This window comes from Nocardiopsis codii (assembly GCF_036327455.1).
GTDB lineage: Bacteria > Actinomycetota > Actinomycetes > Streptosporangiales > Streptosporangiaceae > Nocardiopsis > Nocardiopsis codii.
Genome location: NZ_JAUZMY010000010.1, coordinates 102,392 through 119,659 on the forward strand (window position 1 = coordinate 102,392; position 17,268 = coordinate 119,659).

Sequence of the window (17,268 nt, forward strand, 5' to 3'; positions counted from 1 at the left end):
GGGCCTCTACCCTTCCAACCCGGTGACCTGCTCGCGGCCGGCCTCGGCGAGGAGTCCGTTGAGCAGGTCGAGGGCGTAGATTCCGGTCAGGTCGACGGGTTCGAGCAGGCCGACGGCCTCGGCTCTGTCGGCTCCGGCGAGCAGTGAGGGGGCGACGGGGTCGACCGTGAAGGTCACGTTGTCGAAGGCCGTCGCGGTGGTGTCGGGGTCGAGCCGCGCACCGGTGAGGGACTCCAGGTGGTCCACCGCGGCGCGCCGGGCCTGCTCGGGGTCCTCGTTGAGCAGGTCGACGGAGGCGATGTGACCGCGCAGCAGGTCCTCGACCACACCGGGGTTCCCTTCGAGGAACTCGGAGCCGACCACGAGGTGGGTGGTGACGAACTGGCCGTCGGTCTCGGGCCAGAGGTCGGCCTCGTCGATGAGCAGGTGGGCGTCGTCCTCGGCGAGGACCCGGCTCAGGTGGGGCTCGGGCAGCCAGGCGCCGTCGATCTCGCCGAGCGCGAAGGCGTCGACGGTGTCGGGGTTGGCCTGGGGGACGATCGACAGGTCGCCGCCTCCGGCGGTGTCGACGTCCCAGCCCTGCTCCTCGGCGAGCCAGCGCAGCGCCACGTCCTGGGTGCCGCCCAGCTGCGGGGTGGCGAGGGTGGTGCCGCGCAGGTCCTCGACGGTGTCGATGCCCTCGCGCACGACGAGCCCGGTCCCCTGGGTGGCGGTTCCGGCGACGATGTGCAGGGCCTCGCCCTCGGACTGCGCCCACCCGTTGACGGCGGGACTGGGGCCGAGGTAGGCGGCGTCGACCTCGCCGGCGAACAGGGCGTTGACGGCGTCCGGGCCGCTGTTGAAGGTGCGGGTGTCGAAGGCGACGTCCTCGCCGAGGGCGTCGGTGAGGATCCCGTTCTGGACTCCCACGAGCGCGGGGGCGTGGGTCAGGTTCGGGAAGTAGCCGATGGTCAGCGAGGACCCTTCGGACTCCCCGTCGCCGGCCGCCCCGCACCCGGTGGCGGCCAGGCCGAGGGCCAGGGTCGCCAGGGCGGTTCTCAGGGGTACGGAAGGCACGCGCATCGGGAGGTCCTTTTCGTGCTGCGTCGGAGGACGAGCAAAACTCTACTTAATAAGTAGGTTTTGTGGAAGCAGGCATATCGCCCGCCTCCTCCCGAATGACCAGCCCAGACACCCCAGGCCATGACCCGGGGTGATCCCACCCCTCGAGAACGAGCAGGTCAGCCCAGCCCTTGGGGCACTGTCCGCGCCGCCGGTCACCCACCGCGTTCCCGCGGTACGCCCCCGCGACCTGCGACACCCACGTAATGTGATCCAGATCACTCTCCGTGATCCGGGCGCGTCGGCGCGGAAGCCGCGCGCGGCGGCGGCCGGGGGCTGCCGGCCGCCGCCGCACCGACCGCGGGTCAGCCGAGTCCGGCGACCTCGTCGCGCCCCTCCTCCGCGAGGAGCCCGTTGAGCGGGTCCAGCGCGTAGATGCCGCCCAGGTCCACCGGGTCGAGGAGGCCGACGGCCTCGGCGTGCTCGGCGCCCCCCTGGAGCGAGGGGGCGATCGGGTCGACCGTGAAGGTGACGTTCTCGAAGGCGGAGGCGACCACCTCCGGGTCGAGCCCGCCGCCGGTCAGGGACTCCAGGTGGCTGATGGCCGCGGCCTGGGCGTCCTCGGAGTTCTCGTTGATCCAGTCGACGGTCTCGATGTGGCCGCGCAGCAGGTTCTCGACCGCCTCGGGGTCGGACTCCAGGAACTCGGCGCTGACGATGAGGTGCGTGGTGACGAACTCGCCGCCGGTGTCCGGCCACAGGTCGGTCTCGTCCACGAGCAGTTCGCCGTCCGCCTCGTTGATCAGGCGGCTCAGGTGCGGCTCGGGCACCCAGGCCCCGTCGATCTCGCCGAGCACGAAGGTGTCGATGATCTCGGCGTTGTCCTGGGGCAGGATCGAGACTTCGCCGCCGCCCTCGGTGTCGACGTCCCAGCCCTGCTCCTGGGCGAACCAGCGCAGCGCCACGTCCTGGGTGTTGCCCAGCTGCGGCGTGGAGATGGTGGTGCCGGGCAGGTCCTCGACGCTGTCGATACCGGGCTGGACCACGAGCCCGGCACCCCGCGAGGTGGACCCGGCGATGATGTGCAGAGCGGTGCCGTCGGACTGCGCCCACCCGTTGATGGCGGGGTTGGGGCCGATGAAGGTCGCGTCGACCTCGCCCGCGAACAGGGCGTTGATGGCGTCGGGGCCGGCGTTGAAGGTCTGGGTCTGCAGCTCGACGTCGCCGAGGGCGTCGGCGAAGGTCCCGTTCTCCACTCCGACCAGCGCCGGAACGTGGGTGATGTTGGGGAAGTAGCCCAGGGTGAGGGTGTCGGAGCCACCGCCCTCACCGCCATCGCCCCCCGCGCTCCCGCACCCGGTGGCGACCAGCCCCAGTGCCATGACTACGGCGGCGGTCGGAAGCACAGACGTGCGCATGCTCATCTCGGGTCCTCATTCGGGGGTCGGGGGAGTTCGGGCCGGTCGGGACAAACTCTACTAAATGAGTAGGTTTTGTGGAAGTTCGCCGATAGTGATGCAGATCACATTGGGAGCCTCGGGGAAGGCGAGGGGGAAGCCCTGGCCACGAGGGGTGGACGCCACACCCCGGGGAGTGAGGGACGGGCCCGTAGTGGCGGACGCACAGGGCCCGGCAGGCCGGCGGCGGGGCCCGGACACGGCGAAGGGCGGTGGAGCCGAAAGGCTCCACCGCCCTCACAGGGGGTCCGGGAAGGTCTCGCGACGGCCGTTGCCGACCGCCCGACCGCTACTCCTCGTCGGCAGCGCCGGTCTCGACGATGTTGCCGTCACCGTCGACCGCCAGGACGACGCCCTGCCACGACTCGCGGACGAACTCCAGGACGCGCTCGTCGTGGAGCAGCTCCGCGAGGAGCTGCACGCGCTCGTCGTCGGCGTTCTCCTCCAGGGCGACCAGGCCGTTGGCGTAGGCCTCGACGTAGTCCTCGCCCTCCGGCTCCCAGGCGAGGACGTTGGACTCCTCGGGCAGGTTGGCCTCGATGGCGTAGTTGCCGTTGACGATCGCCGCGTCCACGTCGGAGATCGAGCGCGGCAGCTGCGCGGCCTCGAGCGGCGTGACGGTGATGTCCCGGGGGTTGTCGGTGATGTCGTTCTCGGTGGCGGACCCGCCGGCCTCGGGGTCGACGGTGATCAGGCCCTCGGCCTCCAGGACACCGAGCGCGCGGGCGAGGTTGGCGGGGTCGTTGGGGACCGCGATCTCGGCGCCGTCGGGCAGGTCGTCGACGCTCTCGACGCCCTCGGAGTAGAGGCCGAGGCGCTCGATGTGGACGTCGGTGACGTAGGCGAGCTCGGCGTCCGGGCCGTTCTCGCTCCACTCGGCGAGGAACGAGCGGTGCTGGAAGTAGTTGGCGTCCAGCTCACCCTCGACCAGGGCCGCGTTGGGGGTGTTGTAGTCGGAGATCTCGACGATGTCCAGGTTCAGGCCGGCTTCCTCGGCGAGGTTCTCGTCGATGAAGGCGAGGATGTCGCCGTGCGGCACCGGGCTGACCCCCACGGTCAGAACCTCTCCGCCCCCGCCCTCGTTCTCGGACTCGGCGGCCTGCTCGCTGGGGGCACCGCAGGCGGAGAGCGCCAGGGTGACGGCGGCGGCGCCGAGGACGGCTGAGGTCGTGCGCATGTGCACTCCTTGGGGATCATGGGGTGGAGGATCAGGGGGCCCCGGCGTCGACACGAACGCCGCCGGACCGGGAGGATCGCGGCCCCTGTGGGGTGCCGCCAACCTGACCAGACCCTATCCCACCGTATTGGTAGGAAAAATCCGATTCGCCCCGCTCGACGCGTGGCGTGAGCCACACGAACCATATTACCGACTACTCCGGTAGAAATTAACGGGAATTCGGCGCATGATGGAGTCATGCTCAGCGCACACAGCTCACTCCCCGGCGTCGACACCCGTACCGTGCCCCTGCGGAGCGCGGCCCCGTTGCGCGGCGAACCCTCCCTGCCCGCCGTACCCCGGCCGGAGGACGGACCGCTCGACGTCACCGGGGCCGCCGGCTCCCTCCGCGTCCCCGCCCAGACCTCCCCCGGCGACACCGACTCCGACCACTCGCTCCTCGGGGTGCTCCCCCTGCCCGAGAGCGGCAAGTACATGCTGGTCTACGGAGTGGTGGTGGACGAGCCGCACTGCCGGGCCCGGCCGCTCCCCACGACGGGCGGCGCACTGCTCATCGACCGCGACGCCCGCCGGGTCTGGTCGGGCGGACGGGAGGTCGAGCTCACCTACCAGGAGTACGAGCTCCTGGAGTGCCTCGCCGACTCCCCCGGCCGCGCGATCGCCCGGGGGGAGCTGATGGAACGCGTCTGGGGAACGCACCAGGACCTGCACTCGCGCACCATCGACGTGCACATCCACCGGCTCCGCCGCAAGCTCGGCCGCGCGGGGGACCTCATCGCGACCGTGCGCAAGGTCGGCTACATCTACCAGGGTCCCCCGACGTCGCCGCACGGGGAGTGACCGGTGCGGGCCGCCTCCGCCTCGGCGGCCCGCACCGGCTCACGTCCCCGCGTCGGCGCCCCCGCCGAGCCCCGCGACGAGGACGCCCCCTCCGGAGGGCGGCGGGCACTGCCCCCGGGACGCGACTCCGAGCCCCGCTCCGGCACCGCTCTCCTCCCCGCACACACGGCAGGGCGCGGCGCCCCCGCCCGGGAGGCACCGCGCCGCTCTCTCCTTCTCCCTCCGCTCCGGCGGAGCGGGCCCTGCGGGAGAACCCCTAGAAGGCGAAGTCGCGGAAGAGCAGCACCGCGAGCAGCAGACCGACCACCAGGTTGAACACCGTGGCCAGGGCGAAGACGCCGATCGGCCGCCAGCCTGCCTCGCGCAGGGAGCTCAGCTTGAACTCCAGGCCGATGCTGGTGAACGCCGCGATCAGGAACCAGTCGCGCAGGGCCCTGGCCGTGGCCAGGCCCGCGTCCGGGTCGGCGGACGGGCCGTTGGCCCACAGGGTCGCGATGACCGAGGCGGCCAGGAACCCCAGCACGAACTTGGGGAACCGGTCCCACAGGGTGCGCAGGCCGGGGCGCTCCACGGCGCCGGCGCCCTCGGCGGGAGCGATCTTGAAGGCGAAGTAGGCGGTCAGCAGCACCGCCACGACGCCCATGAGCACGTTCTGGGTGGACTTGACGATGGAGGCGATCTGGAGCGCCTCCTCGCCGACGATCGCCCCGGAGGCGGCGACCGCCGCCGTGGTGTCGATGTTGCCGCCGATCCACGCGCCGGCCTGGGCGGTGCTCAACCCGAACACCCCGACCAGCCACGGCAGGAGGAAGATCGAGGGGACGGCGAACAGGATGACCAGGCTGGCGGTGTAGGCGAGCTGTTCCTTGCGCGCCTGCACGGCTCCGGCAGCGGCGATCGCGGCGCTGACGCCGCAGATGGACACCGACGAGGCGAGCAGCGCCCGCAGCCGGTCGTCCAGGCCGAGCTTGCCGCCGATCCACCAGGTGAACAGGAACACCGACGTGACCAGGAACAGGGCCTGGAGGACGGCGGGCCCGGCGGCCCGGACGATGACGTCGAACAGGACCGTGGAGCCGAGCAGGACCAGGCCGGTCTTGATGAAGAACTCGGTCTTGAACGCGGGGGCGAGCCTGTCGCGCACTCCTGCGAGGGAGAGCGCCAGGTTGCCCAGCAGGCCGAGCAGGATCGCGTAGACGGGGTACTCGACGGCCTCGGCGAAGCCGCCCAGCGGTGAGCCCTCGGCGACACCGGGGACCCAGGACTCCAGGAAGCGCGTGGTCGCGGCCAGGCCGAGGACCACGACGAGGCCGGCCGCGAACCGGAGCGGGGCGCCCGGGCCGCGCGGGCCGGCGGCGTGCTCCCGACCGTCCGCTCCCTGACCATCCGCTCCCTGACCATCCGCTCCCTGACCATCCGCTCCGTGGCCGCCGGCCGCGGTTCCGGCGGCGTCGTCGGGGCGGGCCGGTGCGTCGTCCGCGGTGCCGGTGGTCGTGGCGGCGTCGGGCCGCGGGGCCTCGTCGGCCCGGGGCGTGCCGTCCTCGGGGGTGGGGGTGTCTGTGCTCATCAGGGGATCAGCCCCGCCGGGATGACGCCGACCAGGGCCAGGACCAGCAGGACGAGTCCGGTGACGGTGGCCGCCCAGTCCTCGCTGAGGCTCCACCGGGCTTCGGGGGGCGACGCGGGGGACGCCGGCGGTGGCGCGGGTGTGGAGGGTGTCTCGCTCATGGTTCTTCTCGATCTCCGGGCGCCGGACGGCGCCCTCGGGGGGAGGGGACGGGGGTGCGGTCGCGAGTACGATCGCGACAATTCACACAAAACCTACTGTTTAGGTATAGTTAATGGCCGTGCGAGGCGCCAGGCCCGGATCCGGGAGGTGGTACGCGTCCCGGAGCCGGACCTCGGCGCCGGCGCGGCGCCGGGACTCAGTCCCGGTGCGCGGGCTCCGGGCCGGGCTCGCCGTGGAGCGCGGGCTCGGTGGTGGGCAGCCCCCGGGCACGCCAGGCGCGGAAGCCGCCGGCCATGTCGGTGGCCCGCGTCAGTCCCAGTTCCTGGAGCTGGACGGCGGCCAGACTGGAGGCGTACCCCTCGTTGCAGAACAGCACGATGTGCCGGTCCGTGGAGTCCGCCTCGGGAACCCGGTCGGGGCTGCTGGGGTCCAGCCGCCACTCCAGGACGTTGCGGTCGATCACCAGCGCACCGGGGATCTCCCCCTCGGCCTCGCGGTTGACGACGGGGCGGGTGTCCACCAGGAGCGCCCCCTCCTCCTGGGCGTGCAGCGCCTCGGTCGGGGACAGCCGCTCGAGGCGGGTGCGCTTGCCGTCGAGGAGCCTTTCGATCGCGCTCACCGCCGCACCTCCTGCACGGCGTCCGCCCTCAGGGACGGCACCGCGTCCAGGGTGGGGACATCGGGCTCGGGGTCGCTGGTCAGGATGCTGCCGGTGCGGCGCAGCGCGTTGTCGTCGCTGACCTCGTAGTAGTGCATGGCGGTCAGCGGGGGCGAGTAGGCGTGCACGCTGACGGCGGGTTCGGCGGCGGTGTTGACGACGTCGTGCACGTGGCCGAGCGGGAACCGTCCGCCCTCGCCGTCGGCGAGGGTGCGTTCGCGCAGCCCGGCGTCCCAGTAGCGCTCGACCAGCTCTCCGGCGACGACCGTGAGCGCCCCCAGCGAACCGGCGTGGTCGTGGAGGCGCGTGGACTGGTCGGGGGTCCAGGAGATGAGCCAGACGTCGGTGTAGTCGTCGGCGCGCAACCGGACGGACCAGCGGTTCTCGGCGTCGAAGTGGATCTCGTGGAGCCCCTGGCGGACCTCCTCGGCGACCGTGGCGGTCAGCTCGGACAGGCGGTCCAGGGTGAGCGGTGTCGGCGCGACGGCGGGTGCGGCGGCGGTGTCGGTCATGGCCTTCTTGCTCTCGGTGTCGTGGGCGGTCGGCGTCTGCAGGGGTCCGGTGACCGCTAACAGTGCTCGTCGAAGGTCAGGTGCCGCTGCCGTGGCCGCAGGTGTGACGGTGTTCTGACTGCCATGACCGCAGTAAACCATATTCCCTACAGGTTTAGTTGGTAGATGCCTCCCGCCGCACGTGTCACACCCGCACCAGCACGGCGGCGTCGCGCGCGACACGCGCCCCGACCTGCACACCGACACCCGGAGTCCACCGCCGAACACGCGGCGCGGAAGATTCCCTACTTTATCGGTTGACAAAATGGGGTTACGGGTTCAGGCTGATGAACGAGGCCGACGGAATCGCGGAGCCGCCGGCCAGGACCCGCCGAACCCGCGCCGCCCGGGCCACCCCGCCGGACGGACGAACGCGAGGCCGGTCCCGGCGTTCCGGGCCGAGGGGGCTGCCATGCGCGGAGCCGCCCGACTCTCGGCCCGGAACGCCATCCACGCCGCGTCCAGCGCGATCGGACGGGAGGCCGACCCGATGCCCGAGACCCGACCAGAACCGCCGCGCACCCCGGCGGCACGGGAGCCCGGCACGACGCGCGGACGGACGCGGTCGGACCGAAGCCCCTCCCCCGCCGCGCGCGGGCTGTCGAACACAACGCCGAGGACACGGGACTGACGCCCGCCGCACACCGCCCTGTGCTTTGATTCCCCATAATTCCGGTAGGTATTTACGGCACACGTCGGCGTGCGTCCCAGCAGGAGGTTCCCCATGTCCGAGACCATCACCGGTCCCACCCTCGGCGCGTCAGACCGTGAGGCGGCGGTCATCGCCTCCGGCGCGGAGGCCGTGCGGATCGCCCGTGCCCTGGTCCCCCGGTTCGCGGAAGGCGCCTCCGCACGCGACCGCGAACGCTGTCTGCCCCGGGAGCAGCTCCGCGAGCTGGCCCTGTCGGGCCTGCTCGGCGTCACCGTGCCGCGCGCCCTCGGCGGACCCGAGACGGGCGCGGGAACCGTCGCCGAGGTCCTGCGCCTGCTCGGTACAGCCGACCTGAGCCTGGCGCAGGTCACGCAGCCGCACTTCGCGTTCCTCAACGCGCTCCGCCTGCGCGGAGGCGACTCGGCGCGCGTCCGGGTGTTCGGCGACGTCCTCGCGGGATCCCTGGTCTCCAACGCCCAGGCCGAGCGGTCCGGCAGGACCGCCCACACCCACGCCACCCGCCTGGAGCGCGGCGGCGACGGATGGCGGATCAACGGCAGCAAGTACTACGCCACGGGGTCGCTCCTCGCCGACTGGATCGCCGTGGTCGCCCCCGCGGAGACACCGGACGGCCCGCGCCCCCACCTCGCCTTCGTGCCCGCCGACGCCCCCGGCGTACGCGTCGAGGACGACTGGGCCGGCATGGGACAGCGCACCACCGCCAGCGGCACGGTGCACCTGGCCGACGTCGCCGTGCCCGACTCCCTGGTCCTGCCCCAGTACCTGACGTTCGAGGCGCCCACCACCTACGGCGCGTTCGCGCAGCTGCTCCACGCCGCCATCGACGTCGGTGCGGCGCGCGGCGCGCTGACCGAGGCGGCCGACTTCGTGCGCGCCAAGAGCCGCCCCTGGTTCGAGAGCGGCGTCGACACCGCCGCCGAGGACCCGCTGCTCGTCCACCGGTTCGGCGAGCTGGAGGTCCAGGTGCGGGCCGCGGAGGCCCTGCTGGCCTCCGCCGCCGACCGGGTGGACGCCGCCGACGCCGTCCTGTCCGAGGGCGCCCCCGGCGCGGAGGACGCCACCGCCGAGGCGTCGATCGCCGTGGCAGCGGCCAAGGTCGTCGGCGGCCGGGCCGCCGTCGAGATCTCCTCCGCCCTGTTCGAGGTGGCGGGCACGCGGGCCGCAGCCGACAGCGAGAACCTGCACCGCCACTGGCGCGACACCCGTACCCACACCGTGCACGACCCGGTGCGCTGGAAGGTCCAGCACGTCGGGGAGTACTCCCTCAACCGTCGCCGCCCACCGCGGCACGGACAGATCTGACCCGACAACGGAGGAGCGTCCCTCAATGCCCCTGACCTTCCACTGGTTCCTGCCCACGCAGGGGGACAGCCGCGGCATCGTCGGCGGAGGCCACGGCGCGGACGTCGTGGCCTCCGCCTGGCGGACCCGCGAACCGACCCTGGACTACCTGGGCCAGATCGCCCAGGCGGCCGAGCGGCTGGGGTTCGAGGGCGTCCTCACGCCCACCGGCGCATGGTGCGAGGACGCCTGGCTGACCACGGCGATGCTGGTCGGGAGCACGAGGCGGCTCAAGTTCCTGGTGGCGTTCCGCCCCGGGCTCCTCTCGCCCACCCTGGCGGCGCAGATGGCCGGGACGTACCAGCGGCTCAGCAACGGGCGCCTGCTGCTGAACGTGGTGACCGGCGGCGAGTCCGCCGAGCAGAGGCAGCACGGCGACTTCCTCGACAAGGACGCGCGGTACGCCCGGACCGACGAGTTCCTCCAGGTGGTCGAGCGCCTCTGGCGGGGGGAGACCGTGGACTTCCAGGGGCGGCACGTGACCGTGGAGGGGGCCCGGCTCGCGAAGGCGCCCGACCCGCTGCCGCCGGTCTACTTCGGCGGGTCCTCCCCCGCCGCGCTCGACGTGGCGTCGCGCCGCGTGCAGGTGTACCTGACGTGGGGCGAGCCGCCCGGCGCGGTCGCCGACAAGATCGACCGGGTCAGCGCGCTGGCCGCCAAGCGCGGACGCACGCTCGACTACGGTGTCAGGCTGCACGTGATCAGCCGGGACACCGCCGAGGAGGCGTGGGCGCAGGCGCAGCGGCTGCTCGACGGCCTGGCCCCGGACACCGTGGGCGAGGTGCAGCACCACCTGGCCAAGAGCGAGTCCGAGGGCCAGCGGCGGATGCTCGAACTGCACGGCGGCAGCGCGGCCGACCTGGAGATCCACCCCAACCTGTGGGCGGGCGTCGGCCTGGCCCGGGGCGGGGCGGGCACCGCCCTGGTGGGCAGCCACGCCCAGGTGGCCGACCTGATCGAGGAGTACCACCGGGCGGGCGTCACCGAGTTCGTCCTGTCCGGATACCCCCACCTGGAGGAGGCCTACTGGTTCGGGGAGGGGGTTCTGCCGCTGCTGCGGGAGCGCGGGCTGTGGGAGCACCCCGACGGCCCCGAGGAGGCCGGCGCCTCCCACGTCCCCTTCGCCGTGGCAGCCCCGGCCACGTCCTGACCCGACCGTCACGCCCTGGAGCCCACCATGACCATCACCGTCCTCGTCGGCAATCCCCGGCCGAACTCCCGTACCGCCACCGCCGGCCTGGCCGTGGCCCGCCACGCCGCGCGCGCCGCCGGCCAGCCCGGTCGGGCCGAACTGCTCGACCTGTCGGAGATCCAGCACCTGCTGCTCACCCCCGGTCCTCCGCTGGACGTGGAGGGCGCCCTGGAGAGGGTGCGCGCCACCGACCTGCTGGTCGTGGCGAGCCCCACGTACAAGGCGACCTACACCGGCCTGCTGAAGGTGTTCCTGGACCTGCTGCCCTCCGGCGGCCTGGCGGGGGTGACGGCCGTCCCGGTGCTGGTGATGGGGTCTCCCGCGCACACCCTGGCCGTGGACGTGCACCTGCGCCCGCTGCTGCTCGAACTGGGCGCGACCGTGCCCACGGGCGGGCTCGCTCTGCTCCAGGACGCGATCCCCACCGGCGGCGAGGTGGACGACACCCCGCAGCTGGACGAGGTGCTCGCCCCGTGGGCCGAGGGCGCGGCCCCCGTGCTGAGCGCGGCGGTGCGCACCGGATCGACCACCGCCTGAGTCCTCCCCCCTCTCTTCACCCACCACAAGGGAGAGTCCGTTGAGTATCGCCGAGCCCGCAACCAGCCCTCCGGCGGAGGCCGACAGGTTCCGCGCGACGCTGCGCAACCACCCGGCCGGGGTCGTCATCATCACCGCCAGTGTGGAGGGCCGGCCCGTGGGCCTGACCGCCACCTCGTTCACCAGTGTCAGCCTCGACCCGCCGCTGGTGTCCTTCTACATCGCGGAGTCCTCGACCACCTGGCCGACGCTGCGCAGGGCGGGGGAGTTCGGGGTGCAGCTCCTGACGGAGGAGCAGTCCGACCTCGCGGCCCGGTTCGCGAGCAGGGGGAGCGACCGGTTCGCCCCGCCGACGGCGTGGAGCCGGGGTCCGTCGCAGGTCCCGCTCCTGGACGGGGCCGCGGCGCACCTGATCTGCTCCCGGTTTGACACCCGGCTGATCGGCGACCACTGGCTGGTGGTCGGGGAGGTGACGCACACCCTGGTGCTGGAGGACCCGCGCCCGCCGCTCGTCTACCACCAGGGCGCGTTCGGCGGGGTCTCCCCGCTGGGCTGAGGCCGCTCCGCACCACAGCGCGCCGAGGGCGCCCCGGTTCCGGGGCGCCCTCCTCGCCTGCCGGGGGACGCCGCCCTCCGCGGGCGGGAGGGCGGGGTCCCGCCGCCGTCCGGGGGTCCGGACGGCGGCGGGCCGGTCAGTCGTCCAGGCGCTCCCCCGTCCGCGGCGAGAACACGTGCACCCGTCCGGGGCGCACGCCCAGGCGCACGATCCGTCCGGCCGCCGGGGCCAGGTGCGGCGCCACCCGCACCACCAGGTCGGCGTCGCCCGGGTGCCCGGGGAGGCCTCCGTACAGGTAGCAGTCGGCGCCCAGGTGCTCGACCAGGCCCACCTCCATGGCGAACCCCTCGTCCTCACCCACCAGGTCGACCGCCTCGGGACGGAAGCCCAGCAGTGCGGAGGACGCACCCTCGGCGGCGAGCCTCCGCCGCTGGTCGGGGGTGAGCGGCACGTCGGCGTCGCCGACCCGGACCCCCTCCCCCGCCAGGGGGAACTCCCTCAGGTTCATCGCCGGGGAGCCGATGAAACCGGCGACGAAGGCGTTGGCGGGGCGCTCGTACAGCCGCATGGGGCTGTCGCACTGCTGGAGCACACCGTCCTTGAGCACCGCCACCCGGTCGCCCATGGTCATCGCCTCGACCTGGTCGTGGGTGACGTAGACGGTGGTCACGCCGAGCCTCTTCTGGAGCGCGGCGATCTGCGTGCGGGTGGACACGCGCAGCTGGGCGTCCAGGTTGGACAGCGGCTCGTCCATCAGGAACACCCGGGGCTCGCGCACGATCGCGCGCCCCATCGCCACGCGCTGGCGCTGGCCCCCGGAGAGCGCCTTGGGCTTGCGGTCCAGCAGGGGTTCCAGGTCCAGGAGCCGGGCGGCCTCCAGGACCCTGCGCTCGCGCTCCGGTTTGGCGACCTTCGCCATCTCCAGGGCGAACGCCATGTTCTGCGCCACCGACATGTGCGGGTAGAGCGCGTACGACTGGAAGACCATCGCGATGTCGCGCTCCAGCGGGCTGCTGTCGGTGACGTCGTCGCCCCCGATGCGGATGGTCCCCGAGTCCACCTCCTCCAGCCCGGCGAGCATCCGCAGGGAGGTGGACTTGCCGCACCCCGAGGGGCCGACGAGGACCAGGAACTCCCCGTCCTCCACCTCCAGGCTCAGCTCGTCGACGGCGGGCGCCTCCGAGCCCGGGTAGAAGTGGGTGGCCTTCTCGAAACCGACCGATGCCACGGCGGATCCCTCCTCTACAGCTGCGGGTTGATCTGGAGCTTGCGGCCCCGCCCGGCGCGGAACGCGTCGATGGCGTCGCCGAAGTCGGCGAGGGCGAAGGTGTCGGTGACCATGGTGTCCGCGTCCACCACACCCTTGGCCATGAGGCCGACGGCCCGCCCGTAGCTGTGCAGGACGGCCATGCTGCCGACGACGGTGATCTCGTCGTTGTAGACGCGGAACGGCGAGAAGGAGGCGCTGGCCTCGGCCGGGGCCACCCCGAACACCTGGAAGGTGCCGCCCCGGGCGACCCGGGTCAGTCCGTCCTCGATGGCCGCGACGACGCCGGTGCAGTCGATGACGACCTCCCAGTCGCGCCGGTCGAGTTCGTCGGGGCCGGCGGCCACGGCGTCGGCGGCCAGGGCGGCGGCCACCGCCAGCCGGTCCTTGTTCGGGTCCACCACGGACACGCTGGCCGCTCCGGCGGACCGTGCGAGCTGGGCCATCAGGAGCCCCATGGTGCCGGCCCCGTACACGAGGTAGTGCTCCCCCACCCGGCCCGGGAGCAGGTCGAAGCCGTGCACGGCGCAGGAGAGGGGTTCGATGAGCGCCCCGTGGGAGAAGGGCATGTGGTCGGGGATCGGGTGGCAGGACGAGGCGGGGGCGAGGGCGAGTTCCGCGCAGGCCCCGGGGCCGGTGACGCCGATGGCGTTCCAGCTCTCGCACAGGTTCCCCCGGCCGATGACGCACTTGGAGCACGCGCCGCAGAACAGGGAGGGGTCGACGGCCACGCGGTCGTCCACGGACAGGCCGGTGACCTCCGAGCCGAGCGCGACGACCGTCCCGGCGAACTCGTGGCCGGGGACGACCGGGTAGGGCGTGGGAGCGAACTCCCCGTCGATGATGTGCAGGTCGGTGCCGCAGACCCCGACGGCGGAGGGGGCGACGACCACCTCGCGGGGGCCGGGGGCGGGATCGTCCACCCGCTCCACGGAGAAGTGGCCGGGTTCGCTGACGACGAGTGCACGCATTACTTCACGGCTCCTAGGGAGAGGCCTCGGACCAGCCAGCGCTGGGCGGTCCATCCGGCGATGATCACGGGCAGGGCCGCCATGGTGGAGGCGGCGGACAGTCGGGCCCAGAACAGGCCCTCGCCGCTGATGAAGCCGACGAGGAAGACGGGCACGGTGGCGGCTCGGGTGGCGGTCAGGTTGACGGCGAAGAAGAATTCGTTCCAGGCGAAGATGAAGCAGATCAGGGCGGTCGCGGCCAGCCCCGGCGCGATCATCGGCAGGATGACGCGTCGCATCTCGGTGAACCGGCGGGCGCCGTCCATCCGGGCGGCCTCCAGCACCTCTTTGGGCAGCTCGACCAGGAACGAGCGGATCATCCACACGGCGATCGGCATGTTCATGGCCGTGTACACGAGGGTGAGGGTGCGGGCGTCGTCCAGGGCGCCGAGGTTCTGGGCGATGACGTAGAGCGGCAGGATCATCGCCACCGGCGGCAGCAGCTTGGTGGACAGGAAGAAGAACAGCGAGTCCCGCCACTTCGGGATGCGCACGAGCGAGAGCGCGTAGGCGGCGGGCAGGCCCAGGACGATGGCCAGGATCGTGGACAGGACCGACGCCTGGAGCGAGTTGAGCAGGTAGGGGACGAAGTCGCGCCCGAGCACGGCGGCGTACTGGTCCAGGGTGGGCTGGAAGAAGAGGGTCGGCGGGTCGGTGGAGGCCTGGGACTCCTGCTTGAACCCGGTCAGGAACATCCACAGGACCGGGAAGAAGAACAGCAGTCCCACGGCCCAGGCGAGCAGGCCCGCGGCCGGGCGGAACGGGCGGCGTCGGCGCCGCCGCGGGGCGGGGCCGGGGGCGGGCCCGGCCACGGCGGCCGGTGCCTCGGTCACGCTTGTCACGACTCCTCCTCGAAGAGGCTGGAGACCACGCGCAGGGCGAACATGGCGACGACCAGGGTCGCGGCGACCACGATGACCCCGGCGGCCGCGGCCTCGCCCACGTCGAAGGCGCGGAAGGCCTGGAGGTAGATGAAGTAGGGCAGGTTGGTGCTGGTCTGGCCGGGACCTCCCTGGGTGATCATGTAGATCGCGTCGAAGGTCTGGACGATGTAGATCGTGCCGAGCAGCAGCGCCAGCTCCACGAAGCGGCGCAGGTGCGGGAAGGTGATGCGGCGGAAGACGGCGAACGGCCTGGCCCCGTCGACGCGTGCCGCCTCCAGCACCTCGGGCGACTGGCTCTGGAGGCCCGCGAGCATGATGAGCATCATGAACGGCGTCCACTGCCAGGTGAGCACCATGACGATGGACAGCAGCGGGAAGTCGTTGACCCAGTCCGCGCCGACCCCGAACGGCGACAGCGCCCAGTTGAGCAGCCCGTAGACCGGGTGGTACATGGAGGTCTTCCACAGCAGGGCCGCGGCGACCGGCATGACCAGGAACGGTGTGATCAGCAGGGTGCGGACGATCCCGCGACCGAGGAAGGCCCGGTCGAGGAGGACCGCGAGGGCCAGCCCGAGGGCCAGCGAGAGGACGACGGCGCCGACGGTCAGGACGACCGTGTTGGCGACGGCGTTGCGGAAGAGCGGGTCTCCCAGGACCCGGCCGTAGTTGGAGATCCCGGCGAAGGAGCCGGAGTCCGGGCGCAGCAGGTTGCTGTCCTGGAAGCTGTAGTACACCGTGAACAGGAACGGGATCTGCGTCATCGCGATGACGAACAGCAGGCCCGGCAGCAGCGGGGTCCGGCGTATCCAGCGCTCCCCCCGGGTGGGTTCGCGCGTGGTGGGCCCGCGCCGCGCCGTGTCCGGCGTGGTCTGAGCGGTCATGGGCTTCCCTCGAAGGTGTCGTGGCGGTGGCGGGTCGGCGCGGCCGGGAACGGCCCGGCCCCGGTTCAGTCGCGGTAGCCGCCGGACAGGGCGGTCTCCTCCGCGTACGCCTGGGACTTGCGCAGCGCCTCCTCGACGGACTGCTGTCCGGCGATGGCGGCGGAGATCTCCTGGGAGACCCGGGTGCCCAGGTCCTGGAACTCGGGGATGGCGACGTACTGGACGCCGGTCCACGGCTGCGGGTGCATGCCGGGCTGCTCCACGTCCACGTTGTCGATGGCGTCGTAGGTGGGGCCGGCGAAGGCCTCGGCTGCCTCCTGGTACTCGGGGATGTCGTAGGTCGAGACGCGGGCGCCCGGGGGCACGCGCTCCCAGCCGAGCCGCTCACCGACCAGCCGGTGGTACTCGCGGGATGTGGCCCAGGAGACGAACTCCCAGGCGGCCTCGGGGTCGGTGGAGGTCGTGGGGATGGACAGCGCCCACGCCCACAGCCAGCCCGCGTGCTCGGTCCGGGAGACCGGGGCGGGGGCGTAGCCGATGTCGCCGACGACGCTGCTGGAGTCGGGGTCCTCCAGGTTGCCCGCGGCGACGGTGGAGTCGTAGAACATGGCGGCGTCGCCCTGGGCCATGGTGGTGAGGCACTCGGTGAACCCGGCGTTGGGCGCGCCGGGCTGCCCGTACTCGCTCACCAGGTCGACGTAGGTCCGGACGGCCTCCTCGACCTCGGGCGAGTCCAGGTGCGCGTTCCAGTCCTCGTCGTACCACTGGCCGCCGTGGGTGAGGATCACCGTGTTGAGGGGGGCGAGGAGTTCCCCCCAGCCGGGGACCCCGCGCAGGCAGATCCCGGAGACGCCGCCGTCGGGGTCGTCCAGTTCCTCCGCGAACCCGGCGACCTCCTCCCAGGTCGGGGCCTCGGGCATCTCCAGGCCCGCCTCCTCGAACAGGTCCTCGCGGTACATCAGGAGCGAGGACTCGCCGTAGAAGGGCGCCCCGTACATCTGGTCCTCGTAGGAGAGGGCGGAGCGCACGGTGGGGATGATGTCGTCGATGTCGTAGTCGGGGTCGGAGCCGTACTCGTCGAGGCTGATGATCCAGCCGTTCTCCGCCCAGATGGGCACCTCGTAGGTGCCGACGGTGACCACGTCGTACTGGCCGCTCTGGGTGGCGATGTCCTGGGTGACGCGGTCGCGGAGCTGGTTCTCGGGCAGGACCACGAACTCGACGGTGATGCCGGGGTTCGACGCGTTGAACTCGTCCGCGAGGGCCTGGATGTCGTCCATCTGCGGGTTGGCCACCGTGGCGACGGTGACGACCCGTTCCCCGTCGGAGCCGCCCCCTCCCGCTCCGGCGCAGGCGGTGGCGAGGAGCGCCAGGCCGGTGGCGGCGGCCACGACCGGGAGTCCGCGCCGCGTCGTGCGTATGAGCATGTTCTTCCTCCTGGGGCGGCCCGGGGGCCGGGCTCCGTGTCGCGTGA

At 72.5% G+C, this 17,268-nt stretch carries 17 protein-coding genes; 5 read left to right on the plus strand and 12 right to left on the minus strand.

Features of this window, described 5'->3' with window-relative positions; all coding sequences use genetic code 11:
- Window positions 1-6 precede the first annotated feature (6 nt).
- The 3 genes from Q8791_RS12320 to Q8791_RS12330 form a co-directional block, all read right to left on the minus strand.
- On the minus strand, window positions 7-1,062 hold the full coding sequence (locus Q8791_RS12320; RefSeq protein ID WP_330091793.1) for an ABC transporter substrate-binding protein: 1,056 nt from the start codon (window positions 1,060-1,062) through the stop codon (window positions 7-9).
- Between the two features lie 344 nt (window positions 1,063-1,406).
- Window positions 1,407-2,465 (minus strand): ABC transporter substrate-binding protein, encoded by a 1,059-nt coding sequence (locus tag Q8791_RS12325; RefSeq protein ID WP_330091794.1) that lies wholly within the window; start codon window positions 2,463-2,465, stop codon window positions 1,407-1,409.
- 322 nt (window positions 2,466-2,787) lie between these two features.
- Entirely contained in the window at window positions 2,788-3,675 is an 888-nt protein-coding gene (locus tag Q8791_RS12330; RefSeq protein ID WP_330091795.1) for a MetQ/NlpA family ABC transporter substrate-binding protein, read from the minus strand.
- Between the two features lie 237 nt (window positions 3,676-3,912).
- Here Q8791_RS12330 and Q8791_RS12335 point away from each other — a divergent pair, with 237 nt between their 5' ends.
- Window positions 3,913-4,515 (plus strand): winged helix-turn-helix domain-containing protein, encoded by a 603-nt coding sequence (locus Q8791_RS12335; protein WP_330091796.1) that lies wholly within the window; start codon window positions 3,913-3,915, stop codon window positions 4,513-4,515.
- 256 nt (window positions 4,516-4,771) lie between these two features.
- Here Q8791_RS12335 and Q8791_RS12340 read toward each other — a convergent pair whose 3' ends face one another.
- From Q8791_RS12340 to Q8791_RS12355, 4 genes are all read right to left on the minus strand, one after another.
- A complete protein-coding gene (locus tag Q8791_RS12340; RefSeq protein WP_330091797.1) occupies window positions 4,772-6,082 on the minus strand; it encodes a YeiH family protein in 1,311 nt (436 codons plus the stop codon).
- Window positions 6,082-6,243 carry a hypothetical protein gene (locus tag Q8791_RS12345; RefSeq protein WP_330091798.1) on the minus strand — a complete coding sequence of 54 codons (162 nt, stop codon included), beginning with the start codon at window positions 6,241-6,243 and terminating at the stop codon, window positions 6,082-6,084. The genes Q8791_RS12340 and Q8791_RS12345 overlap by 1 nt, the downstream gene beginning before the upstream one ends.
- 197 nt (window positions 6,244-6,440) lie before the next feature.
- Window positions 6,441-6,863: a rhodanese-like domain-containing protein gene (locus tag Q8791_RS12350; RefSeq protein WP_330091799.1), complete on the minus strand. Its 423-nt coding sequence runs from the start codon at window positions 6,861-6,863 to the stop codon at window positions 6,441-6,443.
- Complete coding sequence (locus tag Q8791_RS12355) at window positions 6,860-7,414, minus strand: cysteine dioxygenase (RefSeq protein WP_330091800.1); 555 nt, start codon at window positions 7,412-7,414, stop codon at window positions 6,860-6,862. Before Q8791_RS12355 ends, Q8791_RS12350 begins: the two co-directional genes overlap by 4 nt.
- Before the next feature lie 763 nt (window positions 7,415-8,177).
- Between Q8791_RS12355 and Q8791_RS12360 the strand changes: the two genes are divergently transcribed.
- The 4 genes from Q8791_RS12360 to Q8791_RS12375 are packed head-to-tail and all read left to right on the plus strand — an operon-like array spanning window position 8,178 to window position 11,752.
- Window positions 8,178-9,428: an SfnB family sulfur acquisition oxidoreductase gene (locus Q8791_RS12360; protein ID WP_330091801.1), complete on the plus strand. Its 1,251-nt coding sequence runs from the start codon at window positions 8,178-8,180 to the stop codon at window positions 9,426-9,428.
- 25 nt (window positions 9,429-9,453) lie between these two features.
- Window positions 9,454-10,617, plus strand: coding sequence for an LLM class flavin-dependent oxidoreductase (locus Q8791_RS12365; protein WP_330091802.1), 1,164 nt, complete (start codon window positions 9,454-9,456; stop codon window positions 10,615-10,617).
- Between the two features lie 27 nt (window positions 10,618-10,644).
- Entirely contained in the window at window positions 10,645-11,196 is a 552-nt protein-coding gene (locus Q8791_RS12370; RefSeq protein ID WP_330091803.1) for an NADPH-dependent FMN reductase, read from the plus strand.
- 40 nt (window positions 11,197-11,236) lie between these two features.
- Entirely contained in the window at window positions 11,237-11,752 is a 516-nt protein-coding gene (locus tag Q8791_RS12375; protein WP_330091804.1) for a flavin reductase family protein, read from the plus strand.
- A 136-nt stretch (window positions 11,753-11,888) separates the two neighbouring features.
- Here the strand turns inward: Q8791_RS12375 and Q8791_RS12380 are convergent, their stop codons facing one another.
- The 5 genes from Q8791_RS12380 to Q8791_RS12400 all read right to left on the minus strand — a co-directional run bounded on the left by Q8791_RS12380 (window position 11,889) and on the right by Q8791_RS12400 (window position 17,221).
- Complete coding sequence (locus tag Q8791_RS12380) at window positions 11,889-12,980, minus strand: ABC transporter ATP-binding protein (RefSeq protein ID WP_330091805.1); 1,092 nt, start codon at window positions 12,978-12,980, stop codon at window positions 11,889-11,891.
- Between the two features lie 14 nt (window positions 12,981-12,994).
- Window positions 12,995-13,990, minus strand: a complete 996-nt coding sequence (locus Q8791_RS12385; RefSeq protein WP_330091806.1) for a zinc-dependent alcohol dehydrogenase family protein — start codon at window positions 13,988-13,990, stop codon at window positions 12,995-12,997.
- Entirely contained in the window at window positions 13,990-14,871 is an 882-nt protein-coding gene (locus tag Q8791_RS12390; protein WP_330091807.1) for a carbohydrate ABC transporter permease, read from the minus strand. The genes Q8791_RS12385 and Q8791_RS12390 overlap by 1 nt, the downstream gene beginning before the upstream one ends.
- Window positions 14,868-15,794: a carbohydrate ABC transporter permease gene (locus Q8791_RS12395; protein WP_330091808.1), complete on the minus strand. Its 927-nt coding sequence runs from the start codon at window positions 15,792-15,794 to the stop codon at window positions 14,868-14,870. The genes Q8791_RS12390 and Q8791_RS12395 overlap by 4 nt, the downstream gene beginning before the upstream one ends.
- Window positions 15,795-15,859: 65 nt before the next feature.
- The gene (locus tag Q8791_RS12400) at window positions 15,860-17,221 is read right to left on the minus strand and encodes an ABC transporter substrate-binding protein (RefSeq protein WP_330091809.1); all 1,362 of its coding nucleotides are present in this window, start codon (window positions 17,219-17,221) and stop codon (window positions 15,860-15,862) included.
- Window positions 17,222-17,268 lie beyond the last annotated feature (47 nt).